Origin of the sequence: Paraburkholderia phenazinium, from assembly GCF_900142845.1 — a bacterium.
GTDB classification, from domain to species: domain Bacteria; phylum Pseudomonadota; class Gammaproteobacteria; order Burkholderiales; family Burkholderiaceae; genus Paraburkholderia; species Paraburkholderia phenazinium_A.
Window position 1 is genome coordinate 3,702,421 of record NZ_FSRU01000001.1, and the last position, 23,392, is coordinate 3,725,812.

A 23,392-nucleotide genomic window follows, 5' to 3' on the forward strand; every position below is an offset into this window, starting at 1 on the left:
AACCGCCCGCTCAGTGCAACGCTACCGGCGTAGCGGCCCGAGCGGCATCCCCGGTCCCATCTACCCAATAGGCGCCGTCCGGCGGCACCGCCAGGAAGCGGCTATATAGTTCGGACTGCGTTGCATTAACGTCCAGATCCTTGAACTGCTGCGGATAGAACCATTTGGCGAATGCCTCGATCGCCACGATGTTGTACGGCGAGTCATAGTAATTGTGCGAGATACCGTGCACGCGACCATCGTGAATAGCCTTGATGGTGTCGAAGCCCGGCCGTGCGACGAGCGCCGCGAGACTCGCTTGCGCATCGTGCCCGCTCGTCAATGCGCCGACGCGTAGCGAAGCCAGGCCCGGTTTGCTGCGGCTGCCGGTGGCGATATACACGTCGGGCTGCGCAGCGATGATCTGCTCCATGCTGATGTCGCCCAGCACACCCGGCACTAACCCCGCCGCGATGTTGCGACCGCCTGCGGCCTCGATGAATTCGCCGAAGTTGCCATTACCCGCGGTGTGGCAACATCCCGCATCCCAGACGCCGGCGAGCAGGTCGATAAAGACCTTGGGTCGCTGCTGCGCCGGGATCCGGTTCACCACCGCTTGCACTCGCGCCAGATGCTGCTGATAAAACTGCACGTAGGCGTTGGCCTCCTGCTCGCGGTGCATCACCTTACCGAGCAGTTCGATACTCGGCAGGGTGTTCTGCATGGGATGCAGCCGGAAGTCGACGAATACAACCGTGGTACCCGTCGCCTCCAGTTGCTTGACCAGCGCGTTATAGCGGCTCGGACCGTGGCCCGCGAGACTGAAGATGGCGAGATCGGGCTTGAGGCTCAACGCCTTCTCGTCGCTGATGCTATCTTCCGTGGCTTTGCCGATCAGCGGAATCTGCTTGATGCCCGGGAATTTCGCGGCGTAGGCGTCGAAGGTCTGCGGATCCATCGTCGGCAAGTCGCCTTGCCAGCCCACGATCCGGGCCAGCGGCTGCTTCCCTTCCAGCAGCGCCACCGCCATTAGCAGACGGCTTTCGCCGAGCAGGATGCGATGCGGCTCAGCCGGAATGCGAACCGTGCGGCCCGCCAGATCGGTTACGGTCTGCGCCGGTAACGCGACCGTAGCCGGCGGCGTCGCGGCCTGCGCGGCCATGCTGGCCCCGAGGGTCGCGAAGCTGAGCACCGCGCAGGCAGTCAGGGCGCGCGTGGCCGCGCGGAGTGGGCGTGCGAACGACTGAAACCGGAAAATCGACATGGTATAGTGCGTAAATGAGAATGATTGCCATTTGCGGGCTCCACTTTAGCGGCGCAATGTAATGGCAATGTGTTGAAACACGGCTGTTTTGTAATGGAATGTGTTGGCGCAAACGCGAGCGTAAAAATCGCGTTGCGGATAGCATGCGAGCCGCCCACAAGAACTGAACGATGGACCACATACTCGTTGTCGACGATGACCCCAACATTCGCCAGTTGTTGCAGGACTACCTGCGCAGCATGGGCTATGGGGCCACCGCCGTCGAAAGCGGCGTGCAGATGAAGCAGGTCATCAACACCTCGCCCGTCGATCTCGTCGTACTCGACCTGATGCTCGAAGGCGAAGATGGTCTGGACATCACGCGTGAGCTGCGGCGCACGCACGCCGTGCCGATCATTATCCTGAGCGCGCGCGGCGGCTTGCTCGACCGCATCCTCGGCCTCGAGATGGGCGCCGACGATTATTTGCCCAAGCCCTTCGATCCGCGCGAGCTCGTCGCCAAGATCAAGGTGGTGCTGCGGCGCACGCGCAGCGTGCCGGGCGAACGGCTCACGGATTCGTCTGCGTTCGTGAGCTTTGCCGGCTGGAAACTCGATACGCGCATGAAGCAGATGCTCTCGCCCGACGGCGTGGTGGTCTCGCTCGGCGGCTCCGACTATCGCGCGCTGCGCACGCTGCTCGATCACCCGAACCGTCCGCTGTCACGCGAGTTTCTGCTGGACCGGGTGTTCGGCAAGGAACGCACGCCGCTCGACCGCTCCATCGATGTTTGCATCAGCCGTCTGCGCCAGCATCTCAAGGATTCGCCACGCGGCTCCGGGTTGATCCGCACCATGCGTAACGAAGGCTACATGCTGGTGGCCGATGTCACGCACGAAGCCTGAGCGGCGCATCGCCATGAAACTGCGCTTTTGGCCCGACACGCTATATGGGCGACTCGTGCTGATTCTCGTCGTGGGCATGTTCGCGGGGCAGCTCTTCACCAGCACCATCTGGTTCGAGACTCACGACAACCGCACGCTTGAGATTCCCGCGCGCCTCTTTGCCAGCCGCCTCGCCGACACCGTGCGGTTGCTGCAGCATGCTCCGGATGAGACCACGCGCCATGCGATTGCCGCGGAGCTCGCCGATCAGCGCTACCGTCTGCAATGGATCGATACGCCCGCTACGGCACCTGCAGGTTCGCTCGCGCAACGCACGGTGAGCGACCTGATCGCGGGCGTGATTCACCGGCGGCTCGGCGAGCCGATCGAGGTCCGCCTGCTCGACGTGCAGTTGCGCGACGAAACCGGCCGCCATCACGGCATCCTCAGCCTGTTCAATTCGCGCATGCCGTCCGGCGATTTTCATCTGCAACTGAGGTTGCCACAGGGCGAATGGCTCGATGTACAGGCCAATGAAGGCCAGGCCGGCATGCTGACCGAACCAGGCACGCTCGTGCTCGACTATTTGCTGCGGATCTATCTGGTGCGGCTAACGGCCGTCCTTCTGCTGGCACTCGTGGCCGTGCGATTTGCTGTAAAGCCATTGAAGGAACTGGCCAAGGCGGCCGAGGCGCTTGGCCGCAACATTCATCGGCCACCGCTGCCGGTGACGGGACCGCTTGAAGTGCGCACCGCCGCGCAGTCGTTCAATTCGATGCAGGAGCAACTATCCCGCAGTCTCGCTGAACGCACGCGCTTTTTGACGGCCGTCTCGCACGATCTGCGCTCGCCGCTCACCCGCTTACGGCTGCGCATGGAAATGTTGCCCGATGCCGAATCGCGAGAACGGCTGCGCGGCGATCTCGACGAGATGGAAGCCATGGTAGGCGCGACGCTCGACGCCGTTCAGGGCGTGGAGATTACCGAAGCGCGCCACGAGATCGACATCAATTCGATGCTCGAAGGGCTTGCTGAGGATGCACGCGAGGCGGGCCACGACGTGAGCGTCGAAGGCCGTGCGAATCGTCCTTTGTCAGGCTATCCGCGCAATCTGAAGCGGTGCTTGCAGAACCTGCTCGACAATGCGATCCGCTACGGTGGCGCAGCAAGCATCCGCGTGAGCGACGACGAGAACCTGCTGCGCATCGTCGTCAGCGATCCGGGTCCCGGCATTGCGGACGAGGCCTTGCTCGAGCGCGTATTCGAGCCGTATTTCCGCGTCTCGGGTTCGCGCAACGGCGCAAGCGGCGGCACCGGCCTCGGGCTGACGATTGCACGCAGCGTGGCGGCCGCGCATGGCGGCACGCTCACCTTGCGCAACGGCGCGGTCAAAGGATTGGAAGCCACGCTCGCGTTGCCACGCGACGGCCGCGCCGCCGAACTGTCGTGGAAAATCGGCTAGGCGCGCGTCACGCTTTCTTGCCCGCGGCTGCTGCCGCGCGTGCGGCATCCTCTTCCTGCAGTTTGCGCCACAGAATCTTGCCGCTGCCGGACTTGGGCAACGACGTCACGAACTCGACCAGCCTCGGCGCCTTGTAAGGCGCCATCTGCTCATGCGCCCAGGCGATGACCTCGCTCTCCGTCAACGTATCCGCGTAGCCCGTAGCGGGCACCACCAGCGCCTTCACGGTCTCGCCGCGGCGTTCGTCCTGCACGCCGATCACACAGACCTCATGGATGCCCGGATGCCGGTACATCAGCGCCTCCACCTCCGCCGGCCAGACCTTGTAGCCCGACGCGTTAATCATGCGTTTGAGGCGGTCGGTCATGAAGAAATAACCGTCCTCGTCGATATGGCCCAGATCGCCCGTGCGTAAGAAACGCTTGCCATCGAGCTCGACGAACGCTTCAGCCGTACCCTTGGGATTGCGCCAGTAACCCTGCATTACCTGCGGCCCGTTCACGACGATCTCACCGGTTTCGCCTCGCGGCAGTTCCTGTAGCGAGGCCGGGTCGATCACGCGCGCGTCGAGATCGAACACCGGAATGCCAAGGCACTGCGGCTTGGGACGCTGCGGCGGATTGATGTGCGTCGCGGCGATCGTCTCGGACATGCCGTAGCCTTCCACATAGTCGAGGCCGGTCAGGTCCTTGAGTTTGCGTGCAATCGCAGCGGGCATCGCCGCGCCGCCGCCGCGCGTGCCGGTCAGTCGGGAAAGATCGTATTCGGCCAGCTTGGGGTTGGACAGAAAGTCGACCATCATCGTCGAAATGGACTGCCACGACGTGATGCCGTAACGTTGCATGCACTGCGCAGCGGCATCGCGATCCCAGCGCGGCAATATGACAATCGTTGCGCCCGCATACAACGGCCCGTTCATACCGCCCTGCATGCCGGTGACGTGAAACATCGGCAACACGGACAGATGCGTGCTGTCCTGCGATCCCGCGAACCAGACACTGCAACCGACCAGCGTGCTCATGACGCTGCGATGCGTATGCATGCAACCCTTCGGCCTGCCTGTCGTACCCGATGTGTAGGGCATCACGCAGAGGTCATCCGGGCCTGCGGTCAACGGCCCTGGCGCGAGGCGCCGTTCGAGCACCGTACTCCAGGCCGTTACGCCGGCACGTTCAATCAATCGCTTCGGCGCCACTACGAATTCGGGTGGGGTAATCGACGACGGGCGTTTCAGGTAGTCGCTATAGGTTGCGACAATCGCATGCTTCAACCCCTGCCCGGCTGCCTCGCCCAGCAACGGCTCGATCTGCGGGTACAGGTCCTGCGGCACGATCGCGGTCGTCGCACCGCTGTCCTCCACGTAGTGACGCACCTCGTCGGTCAGGTTCATCGGATTGACCGGCACCACCACCGCATTCGCCCGCAAGATGCCGTAGTACGACAACACCCATTGCGGACTGTTCTGCATATAGAGCAGCACGCGATCTCCGGCTTTTACTTCGCATTCCTGTTGCAGAAAGCCCGCAATACGCTCGGCTTCGTCCCTGAACTGCGCGAAGCTCAGCGGCGTGTCGTAGAAGATGATGAACGGCTTGTCCGGGAAGCGCGTCGCCGTCACTTCCGCGTTATAGAACAGGCTGGTCTGCGGCAGGCTCAGATGATGCGGCACGCCAGCCGGCCAGTACGCGTGATGAAGGGTGTTCATGGGGGACTCCAGTTATCACGTTTCTTGAGCACGCCCAAGTACCGTCACACGATGCTAGCGCCGCCGTCCACCGCCAGATTCTGACCGGTGATATGCCGCGATGCCTCGCTGGCGAGAAACACCACTGAGCCCTTCAGATCTTCCTCGCCGCCAAGCCGGTGCAGCGGCGAATGCGCAATGATCGACTCTTCCATGGTGGCGAGCAAACCCGCCGACATCTTCGATGGGAAAAAGCCCGGACAAATCGCATTGACGTTGATATTGTGGCGACCCCACTCCGAAGCCAGCGCCCGCGTAAAGTTGATCGCCGCGGCCTTCGAGGTGTTGTAGGCAATCGTATTCATGCCCGCCGGCGCGCCCTTCAGGCCCGCGATCGAAGCGATGTTGATGATCTTGCCCGCGCGGCGCGGAATCATGCTGCGCTTGCCCACTTCACGCGCGAGAAAGAACGGCGCGTTGATGTTCAGATTCATCACCTTGTGCCAGGCCTCGTCAGGATAGTCTTCCGCTGGAGCACCCCACGTGGCGCCAGCGTTATTGACCAGAATGTCGATGTGGCTGTACACGGCCAACACGTCGCTGACAAGGTCGGGAATCCTCTCGAATCTGGCGAGATCGTTAACGAAGGTTTGGACCTCGATGCCTCGCTCTTCCAGATGTGCCTTCGCTTCCGCGAGTTCGTCGGCCTTGCGTGCGGTGATCGCCACGCGGCAGCCCATTTCGCCGAGCGCCTCGGCCATCTGCAAACCGAGTCCGCGCGAGCCGCCGGTAATCAGCGCCACCTTGCCTTCCAACTGAAACAGGTCTTTGACATGCATCCGGCGTCTCCTTGATGAGGACTTTTGGGTTTGCTTTTTTCAAGCCATCATACGTGCGGAGATTCGCCGTGTAAATAAAAGCATGGTCGTTTTATTTGTGCGTAAACTGCTGTGAATCGCCTGTCATCGGGACTTACCCGACTGTCCGACTCATGGCATGCTGCTGTGACGAGCGTAGGCTGCTTCACGGCACCCCCGCGCCAACGCACGTTTTACTTCGGCTAACAACATGAAAGCGAGGCATTCATCCTTGAGCAAAGCGGCGCGCATTATCTTTCTGGTCCTCTGCCTGTTCGCAGGCCCGGCTCACGCTTATACGACGACGACCTGCGAGGAAACCTGGTATGTCCCGACACCCGGGAAGGAATTCTCGGGTTCGACCGCATCGTGGACGAAGGTCAAGGAGGGGGATTGTCAATCGCATAGCATGAAACTTCTCGAGCTATGGAACTCGGGCCACTCCGAGAGCTTCGCGATGGTCGACGGCAAGGGCTACTACGTAAAGTTGACCGAGGTGCCGGAAGGGCCCGGTTGTCACGATCGCGGCGCCCCCGTCATCGATCCGCAGTGTTTTCTTCCCGACGCGCTGAGGCACTACGAGGTCCACAAGGAGAGGCAGTACTACCAGGTCACCAGCGGGCGCGAGCTGAAGTTACTGGACGAATCATCCGTCAAGGGCGGTCCGGCTGCCAGCGGCTGCAAGCCGGGACTGTATGCCACGGACGGTGTTTCGCTGTTCTATGCCACCCATGCCTTTGACGATGAGAGCGGCGTGTTTCCGTATACGCCCGTGCGGATCGAAGGCGCCGACCTGGCCAGCTTCAAATGCTTTACGCCGACGGGATCGAACGACGATCACGAATGGGCGCACGATAAAGACCACGTTTTCTATTTCGGCCGAACGATCAATGGAATGTCGCCCAACTTTCCCGTTCGCGTGCAAGGCGACCCTCGCAGCGTGACCTCGTTCATCATCAACGGAGACAAAGTGTTCGAGGTGTCGTGGGACGAGGTGACCTTGCGTCCGGACATGAAGCCGGATCTGCATCTGCTGTCACCCAATTTCATGACTGACGGGACATCCGTTTTCGATAGGGAAGGCAAGAAAATCCAGGGGCTAAATGCGGCAGCCTTGAAGATCGTCATGCCGGTTTGCCCCATACCGGGGTATCCGCAACTGAATTGCACGCCTTACGACAGCACGATCCCAACCGGCATGGTTCTCGACGGGGGCATTGCTATCGAAAATGGCGTGATCGCATTTCCGCGCTTCGGCAGTCATGTTTTCAGGCACGAGGGGTTGAATGCCGGCAATGTGACGTACTTCTTCCTTAAACGCGATGACGCACAACCCGACGCATTCATGATTTTCGACAACCGGTTGTACCGGTTACGTGCCCTGGTAGATCAACTGTCGGACTACGATGCGCGAACCCAACAGCGGCTTAAAGACGGAGTAGTCATTCACGGCTCGCTAAGAAGCGCCAAATGCGGCTTCGTCGACGACGACAAGGGCCCGATAGACATGGAGACGCTGGAGCGGTATTCGCCAGACTCGCCTTATCCGAAGCAAAACTGTTAGAGCGCCCGGCAGCGGCGGCGCGCTGTTCATGTGCGTCGAGCGCTGCGTCAACGCAACGATGCGATTCGTGCTTTGGGGCACGATGCCGCTCGCCAGCATGATGGCGGGACTCAGCGCACATAAGCTCGGCCTCGTACCGACGATGTGGATTGCCGCGCTCGGTGCGCTGGCCACGGTATGGCCGATCGTCGGCATCGCCCGCCACATCCCGCCGCAGGTCGCCGATGCGGCGAAAGCCCATAGCCGATAAACGGGAACACCCTTCAGATTTCCGCGCAAATGCCGATATACCTGATGCTATTCACATAGCAAGAGTCAGTCGGATTGACCTCTTCGGATACGCGAAGACAAGAGGGCACGCGGATGCGGTTCGTTCACGAAAGCAAGGCACATACACATGCACGGGGCTGCCGTGGGGTTTCGATCTTCGGACCTTCCCGGCCTCAGCGCGGTGCGGCGGTTCGTTTGCGCGGGGTGCGCAAAACGCTAACGTTCGGCGCTGCCGTGCCTTTTCTGCTGGGCAGCATCGCCAAGACGACACCAGCCTCGGCGGCTGAACTGGCGCCGATCGCCGTGAGCCTCGTCGTACAGGAGACCTGCGAAATCCGCTCTTCGGACGCGACAAAAACCTTCGCCCTGCCCAACGTATCGTGCCTGCACGGCGCGGCGAACGCGATCGGGCGTGGGCCACTGGATCCGACGCAGCCGCTCTCCCAACTTCAAGCGGCGAAGCAAACCACGCAAAGCACGGTTTTGACCGTTGCGTTCTAAACGGACGTCGTCAACCGGGTTCCCCTTCCCAGCTCATTCAACGTCACGTCAAAAGCTGATGGTGGCGGTGATCGTATCGCTGTAACTGCCGGGCGCCGGCGTGCTCTGCTGCGGCACCAGACCATACACACTGAAAACCTGGGCGATGCCGGTACCCGTTCCCGTTGCCATGACGGTGCCGCCGGTGCCGTCACCCCATGCGCTCGTATGCGCCGAGTCGACATACAGTTGGTAACCGACACTCCCCCCGCCGCCTGAGCGCTGCATCTGCCGGGCCGCAACATTGGCGCTCGCGCCACCGTTGAGCGCAATCCGGTAAGCGTCGCCATTGGTGCACTGCGCCGTGATCGATCCTGTCGCGCTCAATGCGCTGCTCAGCACGCCGGCTGCGCCAAAGGCGACGTTGGTCGCGCTGATGTTGCAGTTGTTGATGACGGTGGCGCTTGCGCTGAACGCGAACGTGCTTTCGGTGGCGGTCAGCGACGCACACGTCGGAGCACCCAGCAAATAGAATCCATAGTTGAGCGAAGTCTGGTTGCCGCCGAAATTCTGCGTATAGACGGTGCTGGCGTTGCTCACGGTGGGTACCGTCGGCTGGTTGGCGGCGATCTGCCCGTAGAAGGTGACGGAAGCGCTGGCGGTCGTCCCCGAGAGAGGTTTGACGAGCGCCAGCGAAATCGGTGTCGTGCCGGAGTAGATCGATCCCCACGTCAGCGAGTGCGCCGCATCCTGGTAGAGGTCGTACTGCATCTGATTGCTGCCGTTTGCCAATGCACGCGGACTGGTGCCGCCAAGATTCAGACAGACCTCGACGTTCGGCGTCAGCGTGATGGCAGGCCATGTGCAGGTCACCGTGACGGTGCCGGTCGTACTGACCGCACTGCGGTTGATCGGACTGACCGAGCCAAAATTGACCGCTGACGCGCTGGCATTGCAGCTTTGTGCGTGCGCGCCCTGCATCATGCCTGCCAGCAAGCATGCGACCCAGAAGATGATGGCGACCCGCCTCATGGCCCGACTCCGGCGTGGTCCGATAAGGGCCTGCACGTCAGAGGCCCGATGGTCGGCAAGGAGCCATCCTTGGGCCGAGCATAGTCGAAGCTCACCGCGCAACGCAGCGCACCGCTTGTGACGACGAGATGGTTGGTCTGCTGGAGGCCGTCGACGAACGTCATGCCATCGTAACCGACGATGGTGTCCTTGCCGCTTTCCACCTCGTGCACACGCGCACCTGGCAGCAGGACCTTGCCGTCCGGATCATGCAGAATCAGCGATGCAGCGCTGTAGCGTGTCACGCCGAAGCGCGCCAGCACACCGGACTGTGCTTGCGGTACGAGGTCGGCCGACGTCGTTGCGATGCGCGCGTCGGCGGGCAGATTCATGCTGTCGATGCTGACCTGGTTGTGCTGGTACGAGTTGAGGTCCGGAATCAACAGATGGCCGCTACTGTCGGTCGTGCCGATCACGCGGTTTTCATGCAGCACGGGGATGCCCGCCACGCCGTCGGTCGAGACGAGCGCAAAACCATCGTCAATGCGCCGCGAAGGCTCAAGCACGTGATCCATTAGCACGACTGCGCCGGTGAGATCGAGCGAACCGCTCGTGTGCCCCGCAAGATTCTGCACGACACCCGTGACTTCGCCGTCGTTGCCGAGGTACTGCAACTGGCCCTGCTGGAACGGCACGGCGCCGTTGTCGCCGGCCTGAACGCCCCACCCCCAGCCACCGCCGTAGTCGGGCGGCCGGACTGCGTTGAGGTTGTAGTTCGACTGGCCGCCCTGCCGCCCCACGCTCGCATTGATCGACGTGTTGTGACCGAGGCCGAAGCTCAGGCTTAAAAACACACCGCGCGAGCTGCGCTGCTTGAAGTCCTGATAGGCACTGAGGTTCACGGAGGCCAGGTTGCCGAAGTCCAGCGTGTATGAAACCGAGCCGATCTGCGAAGACGGCGCCTGAGGAAAGCGGTACCCGATATAACTCACTGAAAACGTCTGGTGGCTGAAGAATGGCAACGCCAGCGTGACGGTGTCGGTCGCCGTCGGCACCGGTGTGCCGTCGCGGGCAGCGAGGTCGCCGTAGTTCGAGAACGCGCGAATGGATTGTGCGTCGATCGAAAAGTGCGGCTCTATCAATTCGTATCCCAAACTAATCTGCGTTCCCGCGAGTCGGCCGGCGCTACCCGAAAGCGAACCATTGACGACGCCGCCCATGCCGAGACGCAGCAGCGCTCCAGCCCCGGCGTTGTACAGGCCACTGGTCGCTTCGGCATGGCCCTCGAGTGTCAGGGCGCTGTTCGCGCCGTAGCGTGCCGACGCGCTCGCCGCCGGCCGCGGATCGTAGTCGAACGAGTCGATACCGTAGTTACGGCGCAGAAAGCCTGCTTCGAACGAATAGCTCGACAAACCCGGCGCCAGCAAGCGGGTATCGACGTAGAGCGGTACGGAGGTCTCTACGGTACGGCCGAGCGCATCGTGGGTGATGACCGTGGCTTGCCCGGCACCGGTGATGCCCGGCACGTTGTTGACGATGAACGGTCCGCTCGGCACGTTGCCGCTATATTGCCGGACGCTGTTGATGTACAGGTCGACGGAAGAAGGCACGACCGCTGTGCCAGAGAGAGTCGGCACGGGAAACGTCACGAGGTCGGGGCGCAAGGCGAAGTTGCTGCGCCATTGAAACCCGGCCATGCGAAGCGAGCGCGTCCACGCGAGAGAACCCGAAATCGTATCGCCGATCTCGGTCGTGTCCAGCGTAGCGGGATTAGAGCGGCTCCACGACGTATCGTAGCGCGTATAGCGGCTCAGGTCGCTATACAGGTAGGCAATGCCGGTCGTGCTGAACACCCCGGCCGGATCGAAGTAGCGCTCCTCGCTGTAGAACGCGAGGTGTTGCTCGGTATCGGTCTGGACGAACGCATCGTAGTTGATCACGAGACCGCGCGAGGACGTCGCCGCCGGCGTCGCGCTCAGCTCACGGGTATCGAAGCGATACGGCTTGCGGATACTGTCGGGCGCCTGCAGATCGATCGCCTGCTGCGCGGCATCGTAGCGATAGCGCAGGCCGGTAATGTCGTCGAGGCGCACTTCCGCCGTATCCGCGATACCGAGCCGCTCGGTCGCGATACCGAGGCTGTTCAGATCGCTGCCGGTTGCAACCAGGTGTCCGTCAACCTCGCGGAAATGCACGATCACCGAAGTGCGCTGTCCGTTCAGGGTCACTTCGAGGTACAGGTCTCGCGATTCATGCGTGCGGGTGCTGACCGGCAGCATCGGCGCCTGAGCAACCGCGCAAGGACACGCAACGATAAGCAGAACGTTTGCGAGTACCGCGACGCGCACGGCGTACCAGCGATGTGCTGTCTGTCTTATTCTCATCGATCGGCTTGTGACCCATCATGTCCTCTCCGGTTGACCCACGAAGCGCGCTTGCGATTGGGAGACTACTGCGTGCCGAGCGTAGCTTCGGCGGGCAGCGCATTCACCTGGGCGCGAATCTTCATGACGCCGCTCGGCGCAGTGTCGGGCGGCAACGTCACCTGCCATTGACGACCGCGTCCTGCCAACGCGTAACCCAGCAAGCCCTTGTTGATATCGTACGGGTTGCCGGTGCCATCGAGCAGTTGCACGGCCGCGATCTGGGCGCGTCGCGAACCGCTGTTGTCGACGCGCAGTACCCAGTGCCCGTTGTCATGCATCAGATGCCACGACAGCGCCGGGACGCCGGCTGTGCCGGCAGGTTCGACGAACACCGGGACCGAATAGCGCAAACGGATAGTCACGCCGTTGGCGACGGGCTCGTCCGGTGCCGGCAATTCGTCGATCAGCAGTCGGTAGCTTTGTTCACCAGAGGGCGGCGCCGGAATCGCACGCACCAGCCGGATCAGCTGGTCGCTATGCGCCGGAATCTGGATGAGCGGCGGACTGGCCGCGAGGTCTGTGGTTGGCGTGAGCACGTCGTCGCCGTTCGCCTGGTCCCAGCGGAACACACGCACCTGACCATACAGCGGCGTGTCGCCAGGATTGCGCAGCGTGATGCCCGATGCGTTTTCGCCTGGCGAGAGATCCACGGTGACCGGCGAGATCTGCAAGGTAGACGCGCTCGCCACCACTGCGAACGACAGCAGCAGTGAGCCGGCGATGAGTCCTTGCGCACCTGGCGCGCCGCGGCCCGTCAAAAGTAGACCGTCGCAGTGACTGTGGTCTGGTACGTGTCCGGCTTCGGCGTGGATTGCGCGGGCACCTGGCCATACACGGCGATCGATTGCGCAGCCCCTGTGCCCGTGCCCGCCACGGTATTGGTGCCTTGCGTGTTGCCCCACACCGTGGTGTGTCCGGAGTCCTGGTACAACTGGAAGCCGACCGTGGTAGCCGTATTGCCCGTGGCGGTGCCAGCCATCAGCCGGCTTGTGACGGATGAGCCGGTGACGGTGCCGGCATCGAGCCCGACGTTATACGGTGTCGTGTTCGTACAGGTGACAGCTACGTTGGTCTGCTGGTTGATGGCAGTGGCCAGCACACCATTCGTGCCGAAGTTCAGCGGGCTGGCTGCAATGGAGCAATTCGCCTGCAACGTGAGAGAAACCGTGAGCGTCGCGGTTGCCGTTCCATTCGAATAAGTCGCGGCATCCGCGATCGGTAAGCTTGCCCCAAACATGAGTGCAACAGCAGTCGCGACAGTCAATATTTGCCGTTTCATCGATCAACCCTCTTCGCTCCCGGTCGAATGAACTCGGGTAATGACGCCGCCCCGAATCGTCTTGTGTGTGAAAGTCTAGTTCGCAAAAGAGGACATTTTCAAATGCGCGAGCGGCAATCTAACAAAGTGTTACATCTAGTCGCACTCAATATGCTCTGCGCATTGGGGCCATGAGGTGTGACTATTCAGCTCGATCATTCTGGTGTACTTCTCAATCCGGATTGCCTTCGTGAAGTGCAAGTCAGAACGACAGAAGCCACCGGTTAGACGATGCAAGTAGAATCGAGCCTTATCGAATCAACCTGCCGGCACGCGCCACGCTCGCCTCATCACAGTGACCACGACCCTCGACCAACTGCTCGCCGGACAACTGGCCGGTACGCAGCGCCTGACATTAGCCTGCGGACTCCGCGAATTTCCGCGCGAGATTTTCGATCTGGCGGACACGCTGGAAATCCTCGACCTCTCCGGCAACGCGCTCTCGTCGCTACCGCACGACTTGCCGCGTCTGCATAAACTGCGCATCCTGTTCTGCTCCAACAACCGCTTCACCGAGTTGCCTGAAGTCCTCGGCCAGTGCGAGCAGTTGAGCATGGTGGGCTTCAAGGCGAACCGGATTCGCACGGTGTCGGGGCAATCGCTGCCGCGTGCGCTTCGCTGGCTCATCCTGACCGATAACGAAGTCGAGGCGCTACCGCCCGAAATCGGCCATTGCACACATCTCCAGAAACTGATGCTGGCGGGCAACCGCCTGCAGTCGTTGCCCTCGCAACTGTCTGCGTGCTCCCGCCTTGAACTGATCCGGCTTGCAGCGAATCGGCTAACGGAGCTCCCTGCATGGTTGCTCGCGCTGCCGCGGCTTTCATGGCTTGCTTATGCGGGCAATCCATTTACTGCGTTGCTGGAAGCTGCTGCACTGAACGAAACACCCATCGCGGATATGCATTGGGATGCTTTGGAACTGCATCATCGGCTCGGAGAAGGCGCCTCGGGTGTCATCCATCGTGCCGCGCATCGGATTCCTAATGAAGATGATCGCCATGTCGCCGTGAAACTCTTCAAAGGCGACGTGACAAGCGACGGCTTGCCGTACAGCGAGATGGCCGCCTGCATCAACGCGGGCACCCATCCCAACCTGATTCCGGTGCTCGGCAAAGTGAAGGATCACCCTGCCGACAGCCATGGTCTGGTGATGGAGCTGATCGATCCGCAATTCACCAACCTGGCCGGGCCGCCCAGCCTCGATTCGTGCACCCGTGACATCTACAGCGAAGACACGCGCTTCGATCTCGCCTCGGCACTGCGCATCGCACGCGGCATCGCATCGGCTGCCGGTCATTTGCATCAGCAAGGCATCATGCACGGCGACCTGTATGCCCACAATATTCTTCATTGCGGCGCGGGGCGTGCACTGCTGGGCGATTTCGGCGCGGCGTCGTTCTACGCGGTGGATGATCCGACGCTAGCGCCGTTGCTTCAACGCATCGAAGTACGGGCGTTCGGTTGCCTGCTCGAAGAGTTGATCGCGCGCTGCGATGAAGCTGGAGCTGGGTCTACTTCGGCTTCGGCGTCGGCTTCCGCCACGTTAGCCACATTGGCGCAACTCAAGGCCGCGTGCTTAAGCGAGACGGTTGCGAGTCGCCCATCCTTCGTGGAGATCGTCGATACGCTATCCACGTTGAGTGGTCCGCGGCAAGATTCCTGCAGTGTGCGACCGGTCCCTTGATCGATCCCGCACTAAGCCCGCACCACCACATCGCTGCGGAAGTGTCCATGTTCCCGTTCCATAGTCTCAGTAGCGAGTTCGAGAAACGCCTGCACGACCGGATTGACATGCTGAAGTTGCGGACACACCGTAAAGCCGCGGAATAACACATCCGGTGAAAACGGCCGGAACACGATCCGCTCTGGATTCGTATCGAGCGTGGCGAGCGGATTCACCAAACCGATCCCGAGTCCGCGCGACACCATGGCGCAAATCGTCGCCCCATACGGCGTTTCGATTGTGGGCACCTGGTTCACCTCCGCCTGGCGCAGCACACGATCGAGGGCCGAACGCGTGTCGTCCGCATACGAGGGCAAGATGAGGTGCTGATCCTTCAGATCGCGGGCGTGAATGTGTTTTTTGGCCGTAAGCGGATGCCCCGCCGGCAACGCGCACACACCGGGCAAGCGGTATAGCTCGGCGCTCGTCACACCGAACGCATCGGGCGTGGCGGTGGAGAAACCGATATCGCAATAGGCCGACGACGCCCAGCGCTGAATCGTCCCTTCACTGCGCATTTCCAGCGACACCGCAATGCGTGGATACGCCGCCAGAAAACGCTCGATCACGGTCGGTACAAACGACAGCGCCAGCACAGGCGCCGCCACCAATCGCAAGCGTCCCGTGCCGAACTGACGAATCTCACGCGCGGAATGCACGAGCTTTTCCAGCCCTACAAAGCTTCGATCGACCTCGCGATAAAACGCGCTGCCCGCGTCCGTGGCCTGGATGCGGCCGCCGTTACGCGTGAACAACGCGAGCCCTGTCGATTGCTCCAGCTCCGCGATCAAGCGGCTGATGCTCGGCTGCGACGTGCCCAACTCCTCGGCCGCCGCCGTCATCGAGCCGCGCAGCATCACCAGCCTGAACGCCTCTATCTGTCGCTGATTCATCAGATGAATCCCATCCGTTTAGCCTCGCCTCTCGTCAGCATGCCATATCAAAAATGAATAGAAGACGTTTTTGGCCGTATTTGACCGGATAGGCGGCGCAAACCTAGACTGGCTCTCATCCTGCAACGTTAAAGAAGCCATGCGACCCGACGCCCTGCTGTTCCACGACGATTTCCGGCTTGCGCCCTACTGGTGGGATGCGGCGCCGCCCGAGACGTCGCGCGATCCGGTGCCGGAGCGCGTCGATCTGGCGATCGTCGGTAGCGGTTACTGCGGCCTGTCCGCGGCCGCGGAAGCTGCCCGCCAGGGCGCGAGCGTCGCGGTACTCGACGCGGCCGAGATCGGCGCGGGCGGCAGTACGCGCAGCGGCGGAATGGTATCGAGCGGACAGAAATTGGCCCTGACTAACGCGATTCGCGGCGTTTCATCCGATCGCTTAGGCCGCCTGATGCGTGAGTCGATGGCGAGCTTCGAGTATCTGCAGCGCCTGATCGCCGACGAAGCGCTCGACGCCGATCTGCAGATTACCGGCCGCTTCTTCGGTGCCTTCACGCAGGGCCATTTCGAACATCTGCGCAAGCAAGGCGAATTGCTGCACGATAAAACCGGCGTCACGGTGCATCTGATTACCCGTGCCGAGCAACGCTCGATCATCGGTTCGGACTACTACTATGGCGGCATCCTCGTCGACGAATACGGCGGCCTGCATACGGCCAAATATCATCGCGCCCTGCGCGGCCTGGCCCGGCGCCGCGGCGCGAGCCTGCATTCGCACGCCGCCGTCGAGCGCATCGAGCGGCATGGCGCGCATTTCCGTGTTCAGACCGCTCGCGGCCCGATCGAAGCGAAGCACGTGCTGGTCGCCACCAACGGCTACACAGGACCGCTCCTGCCGTTCTTCTCGCGACGCGTCTTGCCTGTGGCCAGCTACCAGATCGCCACCGAAGCACTGCCTGCCGGACTGATGTCCGCCCTCAATCCTGGCCGCCGGATGATCAGCGATTCCAAGCGCAATCTGTTCTACACGCGGCCCTCGCCGGACGGCACCCGCATGATTTTCGGCTCGCGGCCCGCCATCCGCGAAGTGGACGAGCGCGAGGCCGCGCGGATTCTGTACGCGAAGATGATCCAGCTCTGGCCGGCATTGCGCGACGTGCGCATCACCCATGCATGGAAGGGCTATGTTGCGATGACCGGCGACAAGCTCGCGCATATCGGCGAACACAACGGCATTCACTACGCGCTCGGTTGCAACGGCAACGGCGTGGCGTTGATGAGCTATCTGGGCCAGCGCGTGGCGCAACACCTGCTAGGGCTCGATGCCGCGCCGGGCGCGTTCGGCGAAGGCACATTCCCGATCAGCGTTGCGGGCATGGCGAGCCATTGGGCCGTGCCGGTCGGCGCTGCGCTCTACAAGCTCGACGATCTCTGGGACGGCCGCGCACGCGCCGCCCTGTCGTGAAGCACGTCAAGAACGAGGCCTCTCCCATGATCTCTCTGCTCAACGTTTCGAAGTGGTATGGCGAACACCGGGTGCTGACCGACTGCTCGGCGTACATCGGCCGCGGGGAAGTGGTCGTGATCTGCGGACCGTCGGGCTCCGGCAAGTCCACCTTGATCAAGACCGTCAACGGGCTGGAACCGGTGCAGCAGGGCGAGATCGTGGTGGCCGGCACGCCGGTGACCACGACTGCTCTCAACCGGAAGAAGCCGGATCTCGTCAAGCTGAGGGCACGCGTGGGCATGGTGTTTCAGCACTTCGAACTGTTCCCACACCTTAACGTGTGCCAGAACCTGATGCTCGCGCAAATGCGCGTACTGCATCGCAGCCGCGACGAAGCGGCCGACAAGGCCCGCGCGCTCTTGCAGCGGGTCGGCATGCGCGCCCATGAGGACAAGTTTCCGTCGCAACTATCGGGTGGCCAGCAGCAACGCGTGGCGATTGCGCGGGCGCTTTCGATGGACCCGGTGGCCATGCTGTTCGACGAGCCCACCTCGGCGCTCGATCCGGAAATGGTCAACGAGGTGCTCGACGTCATGACCGGGCTGGCGCAAGAGGGCATGACGATGCTGTGCGTCACGCACGAAATGGGCTTCGCGCGGCGCGTCGCCAATCGCGTCGTGTTCATGGATCAAGGTGCGATTGTCGAGGACGAAGCGAAGGAAGTGTTTTTCGACCGTCCGCGCTCAGCTCGCGCACGCGAGTTTCTCTCCCGGATATTGCATTGATTTCCTCGCCATCCTCTTCAATCGGTAGTCCTTTCGACGGAGCAAACATCATGCGGTTTCGCCATTTTCTGCGCCTCTTCGCGATAGTCGTCCCCCTGTCCTTTGCCGCGGCCACCGCGGCGCAAGCTGAGGACGTCGGCACGCTGACACCCGGCAAGCTCGTCGCCGGCGTGGATGCGAACAACAAGCCCTACTCGTATATCGACGACGGCAAGATGACCGGCTTCGACGTCGAACTGCTGCGCGCCATCGCGACGAAGCTCGGCCTTACCGCCGACTTTCGCGCGCAAGACTTCAGCGGCCTGCTGCCGAGCGTGGCGAACCAGCAGATCGATCTTGCCGCCGGTTCGATTTCCATCACCAAGGAACGCCTGAAGATGGTCGACTTCTCCGAGGGCTACCTGACCGGCCTGCTGAGCGTGGCGACCTTGCCCGACAGTCCGATCACGAGCGACCCCGCTTCGGTAAAGGGCAAGCGCATCGGTGTCGTGCAAGGCACGATCGAGGATACGTATTCGGACAGCTACTTGCCTGGCGCGCAGATCGTGCGCTTTCCGAATCTGAATGCGGGCTTCCTGTCGTTGCGCTCCAAGTTCATTGACGGCTACTTCGTCGACAAGACGCTCGTCGAAGGCTTGCAAGGCAAATATCCGCAGATGAACATTGCCGACAAGCTCGATATCTCCGCGGTCAATCTGCCGGCAGGATTTCCGGTGCACAAGGGTAATGCGAAGCTCGAGGCGGCCTTGAACAAGACCATCGACGAACTCGTCGCCGACGGCACCTGGCTCAAGCTGTACCTGCAGTTCCATCCGGGCTATCCAAAGCCGGCGAACCTGCCGCCGTATGTCATGAAGACCGGCAGCTAGTCTGTACACAAGCGGCATCTAATCAACGCGCAAGACCCACCGACGCAGCAACGAACACGCAACCCGGCGGCCGCCGAACGCTCATCGACCGGCCGCCGACGCTCAGACAGGAGCGAATCATGAATGCCTTCCTGCAGAACTTTCTCGACTGGCCGTTGCTGATCGGGTCGCTGCCCTCGTTGCTATGCACCGGCCTCGTCAATACGCTGGTGCTGTCGCTGTTTTCAACCGTGCTCGGCATCGCGGCCGGCATGGTCCTCGCGTTGATGGCGGTATCGCACACGCGCTGGCTCATGTTGCCCGCACAGGTCTTTATCGACGTGTTTCGCGGCCTGCCCGCCGCGCTCGTCATCCTGCTGGTGGGCCAGGGTCTCGCGCCGGTCGGGCTGGCGATCTTCGGACCTAACCCTTACCCGCTCGCCATCGTTGCGCTGGGCCTGATTTCGTCGGCCTATATCGCGGAGATTTTCCGCTCGGGGATTCAAAGCGTAGGACGCGGACAACTTTCCGCGTGTCAGGCGCTCGGCATGACGTACTGGAGCAGCATGCGCCACGTCATCGTGCCGCAAGGCATCCGCCGCATCTTGCCGGCGCTGGCTAACCAGTTCATTTCGATCGTCAAGGATTCGAGTCTCGTCTACTTTCTCGGCCTGCTGACCTCGCAGCGCGATCTCTTCACCATCGGGCAGAATACGTCCGTCAATACGGCCAACCTGTCGCCGCTGGTGGCCGCCGGCGTGGTCTATCTGCTGATCACGGTGCCGCTCACGCATGCCATCAATCACATCGACCGCTGGACGAACCGTCACGCGAACCCGCGGCAAGGTGGCGCGACGCGCGGGCAACGCAAGGCGCAGGCACCGGCAGCCGAGACGGCTATTGCCGAACAACATCACTAACCTACTCATCCGCATCTAACGGGCCGCCAACACTATGGGACCACAAGTCGAGACTGTCGCCAGCGACACCAGCTTGCCCGCCGAAGTCGATGTCGTCGTGGTCGGCGGCGGGATTATCGGCGTCAGTACCGCGCTTTATCTGAGCAACAAAGGCCTAAGGGTGGCGCTCTGCGAGAAGGGGCATATTGCCGGCGAGCAGTCGAGCCGCAACTGGGGCTGGGTTCGCGTCACCCATCGCGACATGCGCGAATTCGAACTGAGCATCGAAAGCCTGAAGCTGTGGCGCACCCTGGACCGCGATCTCGGCATCGACACCGGTTTCAACCAGTGCGGGATTCTCTACATGACCGAGGACGACAAGGTCATGGAGGGGCATCGCACCTGGCTCGAGAACGCACGCAACCTCGCCGGCGATGCGTTCGATACGCGCGTAGTCGACCCGAAGCATGTCGCCGCCCTGCTGCCTGGCGCGAAGAAATCGTTCAAGGGCGGGCTCTTTACCGCCGGCGACGGCCGCGCCGAACCGCAACGGGCAGCGCCCGCCATCGCCAACGCGTTGCGCAAGCGCGGCGTGAAGATTCTGACGCCCTGCGCGGCACGCGGCATCGAAACGAGCGGCGGCCGGGTCAGCGCGGTCGTCACCGAGCACGGCACGATCCGCTGCCAGAGCGTGGTGGTGGCCGGCGGTGCATGGTCGCGACTGTTCTGCGGCAACCTCGATGTCGACGTGCCGCAACTGCTGGTGAAAGCATCAGTACTTCGAACCGAACCGCTTGAAGGCGGCCCCACCTGCAGTGCGAGCAACAAGCATTTTGCGTTTCGCAAGCGCGCGGATGGAGGTTATACGGTGGCGAATGGATTTCGCACTTACAGCGACCTCACCCCGGACAGCTTCCGTCTGTTCTTCAAGTACATCGAAGCGTTAAAGAGCCAATTGGGCTCCTTGCGTATCGGCATCGGCGCCCGCTTCTTCGAAGAACTGCGGCGCCCGCGGCATTGGGCGCTCGATCAGCCCACCGCCTTCGAACAGGTTCGCACGCTCGATCCCGAGCCGATCGTCCCCTACGTCGACGCGGGGCTGCGCGAGTTCATCAAGGTGTTCCCGCATCTGAGCCATGCGCGCATCGCGCAGCGCTGGGCCGGCTACATGGATGTGACGCCCGACGCGATTCCGGTGATCTCGGACGTGGATACCGTGCCGGGATTATTTATCGGCACGGGCTTTTCCGGCCATGGGTTCGGCATCGGTCCGGCAGCCGGAAAGCTGATGGCCGATCTGGTCGCGAACGATACAGCGCTCGTGGATCCCCACGCGTTTCGTCTGAGCCGCTTTAGCGACGGCACCAAAATCGTCATCGACGCAGGGTTCTAGGGAGAGTCGTATGCAGAAGGTAGCGATGATTTCCGGCGCGAGCCGCGGCATCGGCCGGGAGATAACCGAAGAACTGGCCCGGCGCGGCTATCTGCTGTCGCTGGGCGTGCGCAATCCCGCAGGGCTTTACGGTCACCTCGACAGCCTGGTGTTTCCCTATGAAGCGCGCGACCCCGAGGCAGGGCGCCGCTGGGTCGACGCCACGGTGGAACGGTTCGGGCGTATCGACGTGCTGATCAGCAATGCCGGCATCTGCAAGCCCATCAGTCTGGAAGACGGCAGCGACGAACTACTGGAAGAGACGCTGGATATCAACGTCAAGGCGCCGTTCCGGTTGATTCAGGCGGCATTGCCGCACTTGCGGCGGGCCGGCAATGCCCGCGTGGTGCAGATTGCCTCGCTGTCCGGCAAGCGCGTGAAGAACCTCAACGCCGGCTATCAGATGTCGAAGCATGCGGTGATCGCACTCAATCATGCCGTACGGCGCGCAGGCTGGGACGACGGCATTCGCGCCACCGCTATCTGTCCAGGGTTCGTGAATACGGAAATGGCGGCGGGTCTGGCCGATCTGCCGCCCGAAGCCATGACCCAGCCGGAGGACATTGCGTTGCTGGTCGCCAATACGATTGAGTTGCCTAACTCGGCGAGCGTGGCCGAGATCCTCGTCAATTGCAGGCACGAAGATCTTTTTTAGCGGAGATAAAAGCTGGAGAGAAAACAGATCCAGCCCCGTTAAGGAGCTGGATTACGCAAAATTCGATACGCGGTAGGGAACGCACCCGCAGCAAAAATCAATCATCAGACGTTTCATGCATACCGCATGGCAGCGAATTAATCGCGCGCAACCACCTGATCATTGACGCGCGCCTCGCCTGTCACGAGGCAGCCCGAAAGGAAATTCTGTCCTTGCCCACTGGACGCCGCTTCGGAGAAGCCCTTGTCCATGGCGCCCAGGCGGATCATCTCGGCCCCTTTTTCGCACGATATGGTGCCTTCTTCCCCCGCTTGCGCATGGGTCAGTGCGCGGCCCACTGTCAGGTACGCAAGGAGCATCAGTACAGCAATATTAAATACGCGTCTCATGGTTTGCCTCCTCTGACGAGAAGACTAGCGCGAACCATGCTCACACGGTGTTAGGACTTTCCCGATTAGGGCGAAGGTGTATGACCCGAGTCAATAAGGATGCCGGAATTTACCGATTACGGGTTTTCCCTTTGTCAAAATGTCATATTGCATGCTGCAGCGCAGTAATCATGCACTGCAGCAAAGTATCGGTTAGTACAGCATATTGCTCGACGCGGCAGCATCCACGCATTCGTGATTGAACATTGCAGGCAGCTCGTCGCGCAAGAACTCAACCCACGTGCGAATCTTCGCGTCGAGATACTGGCGCGACGGATACAACGCATAGACGTTCGTGTGCTGCGTTGTGTACTCCGGAAGAATGCGCACCAGCGCGCCGCTGCGCAGACCGCTCGCCGCTGAGTAAAAGGGCAGCAAGCCAATCCCCATGCCCTCGCCCACCGCCACCGCCAGTGCCTCCGCGATATTGACGCAGAACGTCGACGCAGTTGGTGCGAACGACTCCCGGCCGCGCGGCCCCTGAAACACCCATTCGTGCGCCGGAAAAATTGGCGTAGCCGTTTGCAGGCAGGTGTGCGTAGCGAGGTCGGCGGGCGTCTGCGGCACGCCGTTGCGTTTGAGGTAAGCCGGCGACGCGCAGGCAATGCTGAACGTGCTGCAGAGGCGCTGCGAGATCAGCCCCGAGTCGGGCAGTTCAGTGGCAAGCACGAGTGCGACGTCATAGCCTTCGTCGATCAGATCCGGCTCGCGCTGCGCCAGCGTCAACTCTACTTTGACCTCCGGATAGCGTTGCTGATAGCGGCCTATAGCGGGCACGATGCAGTGCTGGCCGATACCCGTCATGGCGTGGACCTTCAGCTTGCCGGACGGACGTGCCTGCGCATCGCTCGCCTCGGCTTCGGCCTGATCGACACAGGCGAGAATTTCCTCGCAACGATGCAGATAACGCTCGCCCGCTTCGGTGAGTGCAATGCGGCGCGTCGTGCGATTGAGCAGGCGCGTGCGCAGACGCGCCTCGAGATCGGAGACGGCACGCGACGCATAGGCCGTGGTGGTGTTGAGGTGCTGCGCGGCACCGGTGAAACTGCCCGCTTCGACGACGCGAACGAGCACACGCATTTTTTGTAACGTATCCATACGATC

The 23,392-nt window shown here is 61.9% G+C and carries 22 protein-coding genes; 12 read left to right on the plus strand and 10 right to left on the minus strand.

The window, feature by feature from the left end:
- Nucleotides 1–10: 10 nt before the first annotated feature.
- A complete protein-coding gene (locus BUS12_RS16110) occupies nucleotides 11–1,243 on the minus strand; it encodes an ABC transporter substrate-binding protein (RefSeq protein WP_074296530.1) in 1,233 nt (410 codons plus the stop codon).
- A 170-nt stretch (nucleotides 1,244–1,413) separates the two neighbouring features.
- Between BUS12_RS16110 and BUS12_RS16115 the strand changes: the two genes are divergently transcribed.
- Together BUS12_RS16115 and BUS12_RS16120 are read left to right on the plus strand one after the other, a co-directional pair.
- Nucleotides 1,414–2,127: a response regulator gene (locus tag BUS12_RS16115; protein WP_074296532.1), complete on the plus strand. Its 714-nt coding sequence runs from the start codon at nucleotides 1,414–1,416 to the stop codon at nucleotides 2,125–2,127.
- A 13-nt stretch (nucleotides 2,128–2,140) separates the two neighbouring features.
- Nucleotides 2,141–3,568: an ATP-binding protein gene (locus BUS12_RS16120; RefSeq protein ID WP_083640489.1), complete on the plus strand. Its 1,428-nt coding sequence runs from the start codon at nucleotides 2,141–2,143 to the stop codon at nucleotides 3,566–3,568.
- Nucleotides 3,569–3,575: 7 nt separating this feature from the next.
- Here the strand turns inward: BUS12_RS16120 and BUS12_RS16125 are convergent, their stop codons facing one another.
- Both BUS12_RS16125 and BUS12_RS16130 read right to left on the minus strand, forming a co-directional pair.
- The gene (locus BUS12_RS16125; protein WP_074296534.1) at nucleotides 3,576–5,273 is read right to left on the minus strand and encodes a long-chain fatty acid--CoA ligase; all 1,698 of its coding nucleotides are present in this window, start codon (nucleotides 5,271–5,273) and stop codon (nucleotides 3,576–3,578) included.
- Between the two features lie 44 nt (nucleotides 5,274–5,317).
- Nucleotides 5,318–6,091: an SDR family oxidoreductase gene (locus tag BUS12_RS16130; protein WP_074296537.1), complete on the minus strand. Its 774-nt coding sequence runs from the start codon at nucleotides 6,089–6,091 to the stop codon at nucleotides 5,318–5,320.
- 250 nt (nucleotides 6,092–6,341) lie between these two features.
- Here BUS12_RS16130 and BUS12_RS16135 point away from each other — a divergent pair, with 250 nt between their 5' ends.
- The 3 genes from BUS12_RS16135 (at nucleotide 6,342) to BUS12_RS16145 (ending at nucleotide 8,444) form a co-directional block, all read left to right on the plus strand.
- A complete protein-coding gene (locus BUS12_RS16135; protein WP_171991646.1) occupies nucleotides 6,342–7,673 on the plus strand; it encodes a DKNYY domain-containing protein in 1,332 nt (443 codons plus the stop codon).
- A gap of 58 nt (nucleotides 7,674–7,731) precedes the next feature.
- Nucleotides 7,732–7,923 carry a hypothetical protein gene (locus tag BUS12_RS16140; protein ID WP_143788335.1) on the plus strand — a complete coding sequence of 64 codons (192 nt, stop codon included), beginning with the start codon at nucleotides 7,732–7,734 and terminating at the stop codon, nucleotides 7,921–7,923.
- A 215-nt stretch (nucleotides 7,924–8,138) separates the two neighbouring features.
- Nucleotides 8,139–8,444: a hypothetical protein gene (locus BUS12_RS16145; protein ID WP_074296543.1), complete on the plus strand. Its 306-nt coding sequence runs from the start codon at nucleotides 8,139–8,141 to the stop codon at nucleotides 8,442–8,444.
- Nucleotides 8,445–8,492: 48 nt separating this feature from the next.
- Here the strand turns inward: BUS12_RS16145 and BUS12_RS16150 are convergent, their stop codons facing one another.
- From BUS12_RS16150 to BUS12_RS16165, 4 genes are all read right to left on the minus strand, one after another.
- On the minus strand, nucleotides 8,493–9,455 hold the full coding sequence (locus BUS12_RS16150) for a Csu type fimbrial protein (RefSeq protein ID WP_074296545.1): 963 nt from the start codon (nucleotides 9,453–9,455) through the stop codon (nucleotides 8,493–8,495).
- Nucleotides 9,452–11,818 carry a fimbria/pilus outer membrane usher protein gene (locus BUS12_RS16155; protein ID WP_074296547.1) on the minus strand — a complete coding sequence of 789 codons (2,367 nt, stop codon included), beginning with the start codon at nucleotides 11,816–11,818 and terminating at the stop codon, nucleotides 9,452–9,454. Before BUS12_RS16155 ends, BUS12_RS16150 begins: the two co-directional genes overlap by 4 nt.
- A gap of 65 nt (nucleotides 11,819–11,883) precedes the next feature.
- Entirely contained in the window at nucleotides 11,884–12,618 is a 735-nt protein-coding gene (locus tag BUS12_RS16160) for a fimbrial biogenesis chaperone (RefSeq protein ID WP_437123864.1), read from the minus strand.
- Nucleotides 12,615–13,139 (minus strand): Csu type fimbrial protein, encoded by a 525-nt coding sequence (locus tag BUS12_RS16165; RefSeq protein ID WP_083640417.1) that lies wholly within the window; start codon nucleotides 13,137–13,139, stop codon nucleotides 12,615–12,617. The genes BUS12_RS16160 and BUS12_RS16165 overlap by 4 nt, the downstream gene beginning before the upstream one ends.
- A 334-nt stretch (nucleotides 13,140–13,473) precedes the next feature.
- Here BUS12_RS16165 and BUS12_RS16170 point away from each other — a divergent pair, with 334 nt between their 5' ends.
- Entirely contained in the window at nucleotides 13,474–14,865 is a 1,392-nt protein-coding gene (locus BUS12_RS16170) for a leucine-rich repeat-containing protein kinase family protein (protein WP_074296551.1), read from the plus strand.
- An 11-nt stretch (nucleotides 14,866–14,876) separates the two neighbouring features.
- Here the strand turns inward: BUS12_RS16170 and BUS12_RS16175 are convergent, their stop codons facing one another.
- Nucleotides 14,877–15,797 (minus strand): LysR substrate-binding domain-containing protein, encoded by a 921-nt coding sequence (locus tag BUS12_RS16175; protein WP_074296552.1) that lies wholly within the window; start codon nucleotides 15,795–15,797, stop codon nucleotides 14,877–14,879.
- 139 nt (nucleotides 15,798–15,936) lie between these two features.
- On the opposite strand from BUS12_RS16175, the gene BUS12_RS16180 reads away from it, so the two are divergent.
- From BUS12_RS16180 to BUS12_RS16205, 6 genes are all read left to right on the plus strand, one after another.
- Nucleotides 15,937–17,259, plus strand: a complete 1,323-nt coding sequence (locus BUS12_RS16180) for an NAD(P)/FAD-dependent oxidoreductase (RefSeq protein ID WP_074296555.1) — start codon at nucleotides 15,937–15,939, stop codon at nucleotides 17,257–17,259.
- Between the two features lie 26 nt (nucleotides 17,260–17,285).
- Nucleotides 17,286–18,026, plus strand: coding sequence for an amino acid ABC transporter ATP-binding protein (locus tag BUS12_RS16185; protein ID WP_074296557.1), 741 nt, complete (start codon nucleotides 17,286–17,288; stop codon nucleotides 18,024–18,026).
- A gap of 50 nt (nucleotides 18,027–18,076) precedes the next feature.
- Nucleotides 18,077–18,895, plus strand: a complete 819-nt coding sequence (locus tag BUS12_RS16190) for an ABC transporter substrate-binding protein (protein WP_074296559.1) — start codon at nucleotides 18,077–18,079, stop codon at nucleotides 18,893–18,895.
- 119 nt (nucleotides 18,896–19,014) lie between these two features.
- Complete coding sequence (locus tag BUS12_RS16195) at nucleotides 19,015–19,794, plus strand: amino acid ABC transporter permease (protein WP_074296561.1); 780 nt, start codon at nucleotides 19,015–19,017, stop codon at nucleotides 19,792–19,794.
- Nucleotides 19,795–19,828: 34 nt separating this feature from the next.
- Entirely contained in the window at nucleotides 19,829–21,166 is a 1,338-nt protein-coding gene (locus tag BUS12_RS16200) for an NAD(P)/FAD-dependent oxidoreductase (RefSeq protein WP_074296563.1), read from the plus strand.
- A 10-nt stretch (nucleotides 21,167–21,176) separates the two neighbouring features.
- Entirely contained in the window at nucleotides 21,177–21,860 is a 684-nt protein-coding gene (locus tag BUS12_RS16205) for an SDR family NAD(P)-dependent oxidoreductase (RefSeq protein WP_074296565.1), read from the plus strand.
- Nucleotides 21,861–21,997: 137 nt separating this feature from the next.
- Here BUS12_RS16205 and BUS12_RS16210 read toward each other — a convergent pair whose 3' ends face one another.
- Together BUS12_RS16210 and BUS12_RS16215 are read right to left on the minus strand one after the other, a co-directional pair.
- Nucleotides 21,998–22,249: a hypothetical protein gene (locus tag BUS12_RS16210; protein ID WP_074296567.1), complete on the minus strand. Its 252-nt coding sequence runs from the start codon at nucleotides 22,247–22,249 to the stop codon at nucleotides 21,998–22,000.
- 192 nt (nucleotides 22,250–22,441) lie between these two features.
- The gene (locus tag BUS12_RS16215; RefSeq protein ID WP_074296569.1) at nucleotides 22,442–23,386 is read right to left on the minus strand and encodes a LysR family transcriptional regulator; all 945 of its coding nucleotides are present in this window, start codon (nucleotides 23,384–23,386) and stop codon (nucleotides 22,442–22,444) included.
- Nucleotides 23,387–23,392: the final 6 nt, after the last annotated feature.

Bases quoted from the DNA above. Each gene is read 5' to 3' on its own strand.
- BUS12_RS16140 (WP_143788335.1), top strand. From the start codon at position 7,732: ATGCGATTCGTGCTTTGGGGCACGATGCCGCTCGCCAGCATGATGGCG.
- BUS12_RS16120 (WP_083640489.1), top strand. From the start codon at position 2,141: ATGAAACTGCGCTTTTGGCCCGACACGCTATATGGGCGACTCGTGCTG.
- BUS12_RS16165 (WP_083640417.1), bottom strand. From the start codon at position 13,139: ATGAAACGGCAAATATTGACTGTCGCGACTGCTGTTGCACTCATGTTT.
- BUS12_RS16205 (WP_074296565.1), top strand. From the start codon at position 21,177: ATGCAGAAGGTAGCGATGATTTCCGGCGCGAGCCGCGGCATCGGCCGG.
- BUS12_RS16215 (WP_074296569.1), bottom strand. From the start codon at position 23,386: ATGGATACGTTACAAAAAATGCGTGTGCTCGTTCGCGTCGTCGAAGCG.
- BUS12_RS16175 (WP_074296552.1), bottom strand. From the start codon at position 15,797: ATGAATCAGCGACAGATAGAGGCGTTCAGGCTGGTGATGCTGCGCGGC.
- BUS12_RS16185 (WP_074296557.1), top strand. From the start codon at position 17,286: ATGATCTCTCTGCTCAACGTTTCGAAGTGGTATGGCGAACACCGGGTG.
- BUS12_RS16155 (WP_074296547.1), bottom strand. From the start codon at position 11,818: ATGAGAATAAGACAGACAGCACATCGCTGGTACGCCGTGCGCGTCGCG.
- BUS12_RS16130 (WP_074296537.1), bottom strand. From the start codon at position 6,091: ATGCATGTCAAAGACCTGTTTCAGTTGGAAGGCAAGGTGGCGCTGATT.
- BUS12_RS16180 (WP_074296555.1), top strand. From the start codon at position 15,937: ATGCGACCCGACGCCCTGCTGTTCCACGACGATTTCCGGCTTGCGCCC.
- BUS12_RS16115 (WP_074296532.1), top strand. From the start codon at position 1,414: ATGGACCACATACTCGTTGTCGACGATGACCCCAACATTCGCCAGTTG.
- BUS12_RS16200 (WP_074296563.1), top strand. From the start codon at position 19,829: ATGGGACCACAAGTCGAGACTGTCGCCAGCGACACCAGCTTGCCCGCC.
- BUS12_RS16110 (WP_074296530.1), bottom strand. From the start codon at position 1,243: ATGTCGATTTTCCGGTTTCAGTCGTTCGCACGCCCACTCCGCGCGGCC.
- BUS12_RS16150 (WP_074296545.1), bottom strand. From the start codon at position 9,455: ATGAGGCGGGTCGCCATCATCTTCTGGGTCGCATGCTTGCTGGCAGGC.
- BUS12_RS16195 (WP_074296561.1), top strand. From the start codon at position 19,015: ATGAATGCCTTCCTGCAGAACTTTCTCGACTGGCCGTTGCTGATCGGG.
- BUS12_RS16125 (WP_074296534.1), bottom strand. From the start codon at position 5,273: ATGAACACCCTTCATCACGCGTACTGGCCGGCTGGCGTGCCGCATCAT.
- BUS12_RS16190 (WP_074296559.1), top strand. From the start codon at position 18,077: ATGCGGTTTCGCCATTTTCTGCGCCTCTTCGCGATAGTCGTCCCCCTG.
- BUS12_RS16210 (WP_074296567.1), bottom strand. From the start codon at position 22,249: ATGAGACGCGTATTTAATATTGCTGTACTGATGCTCCTTGCGTACCTG.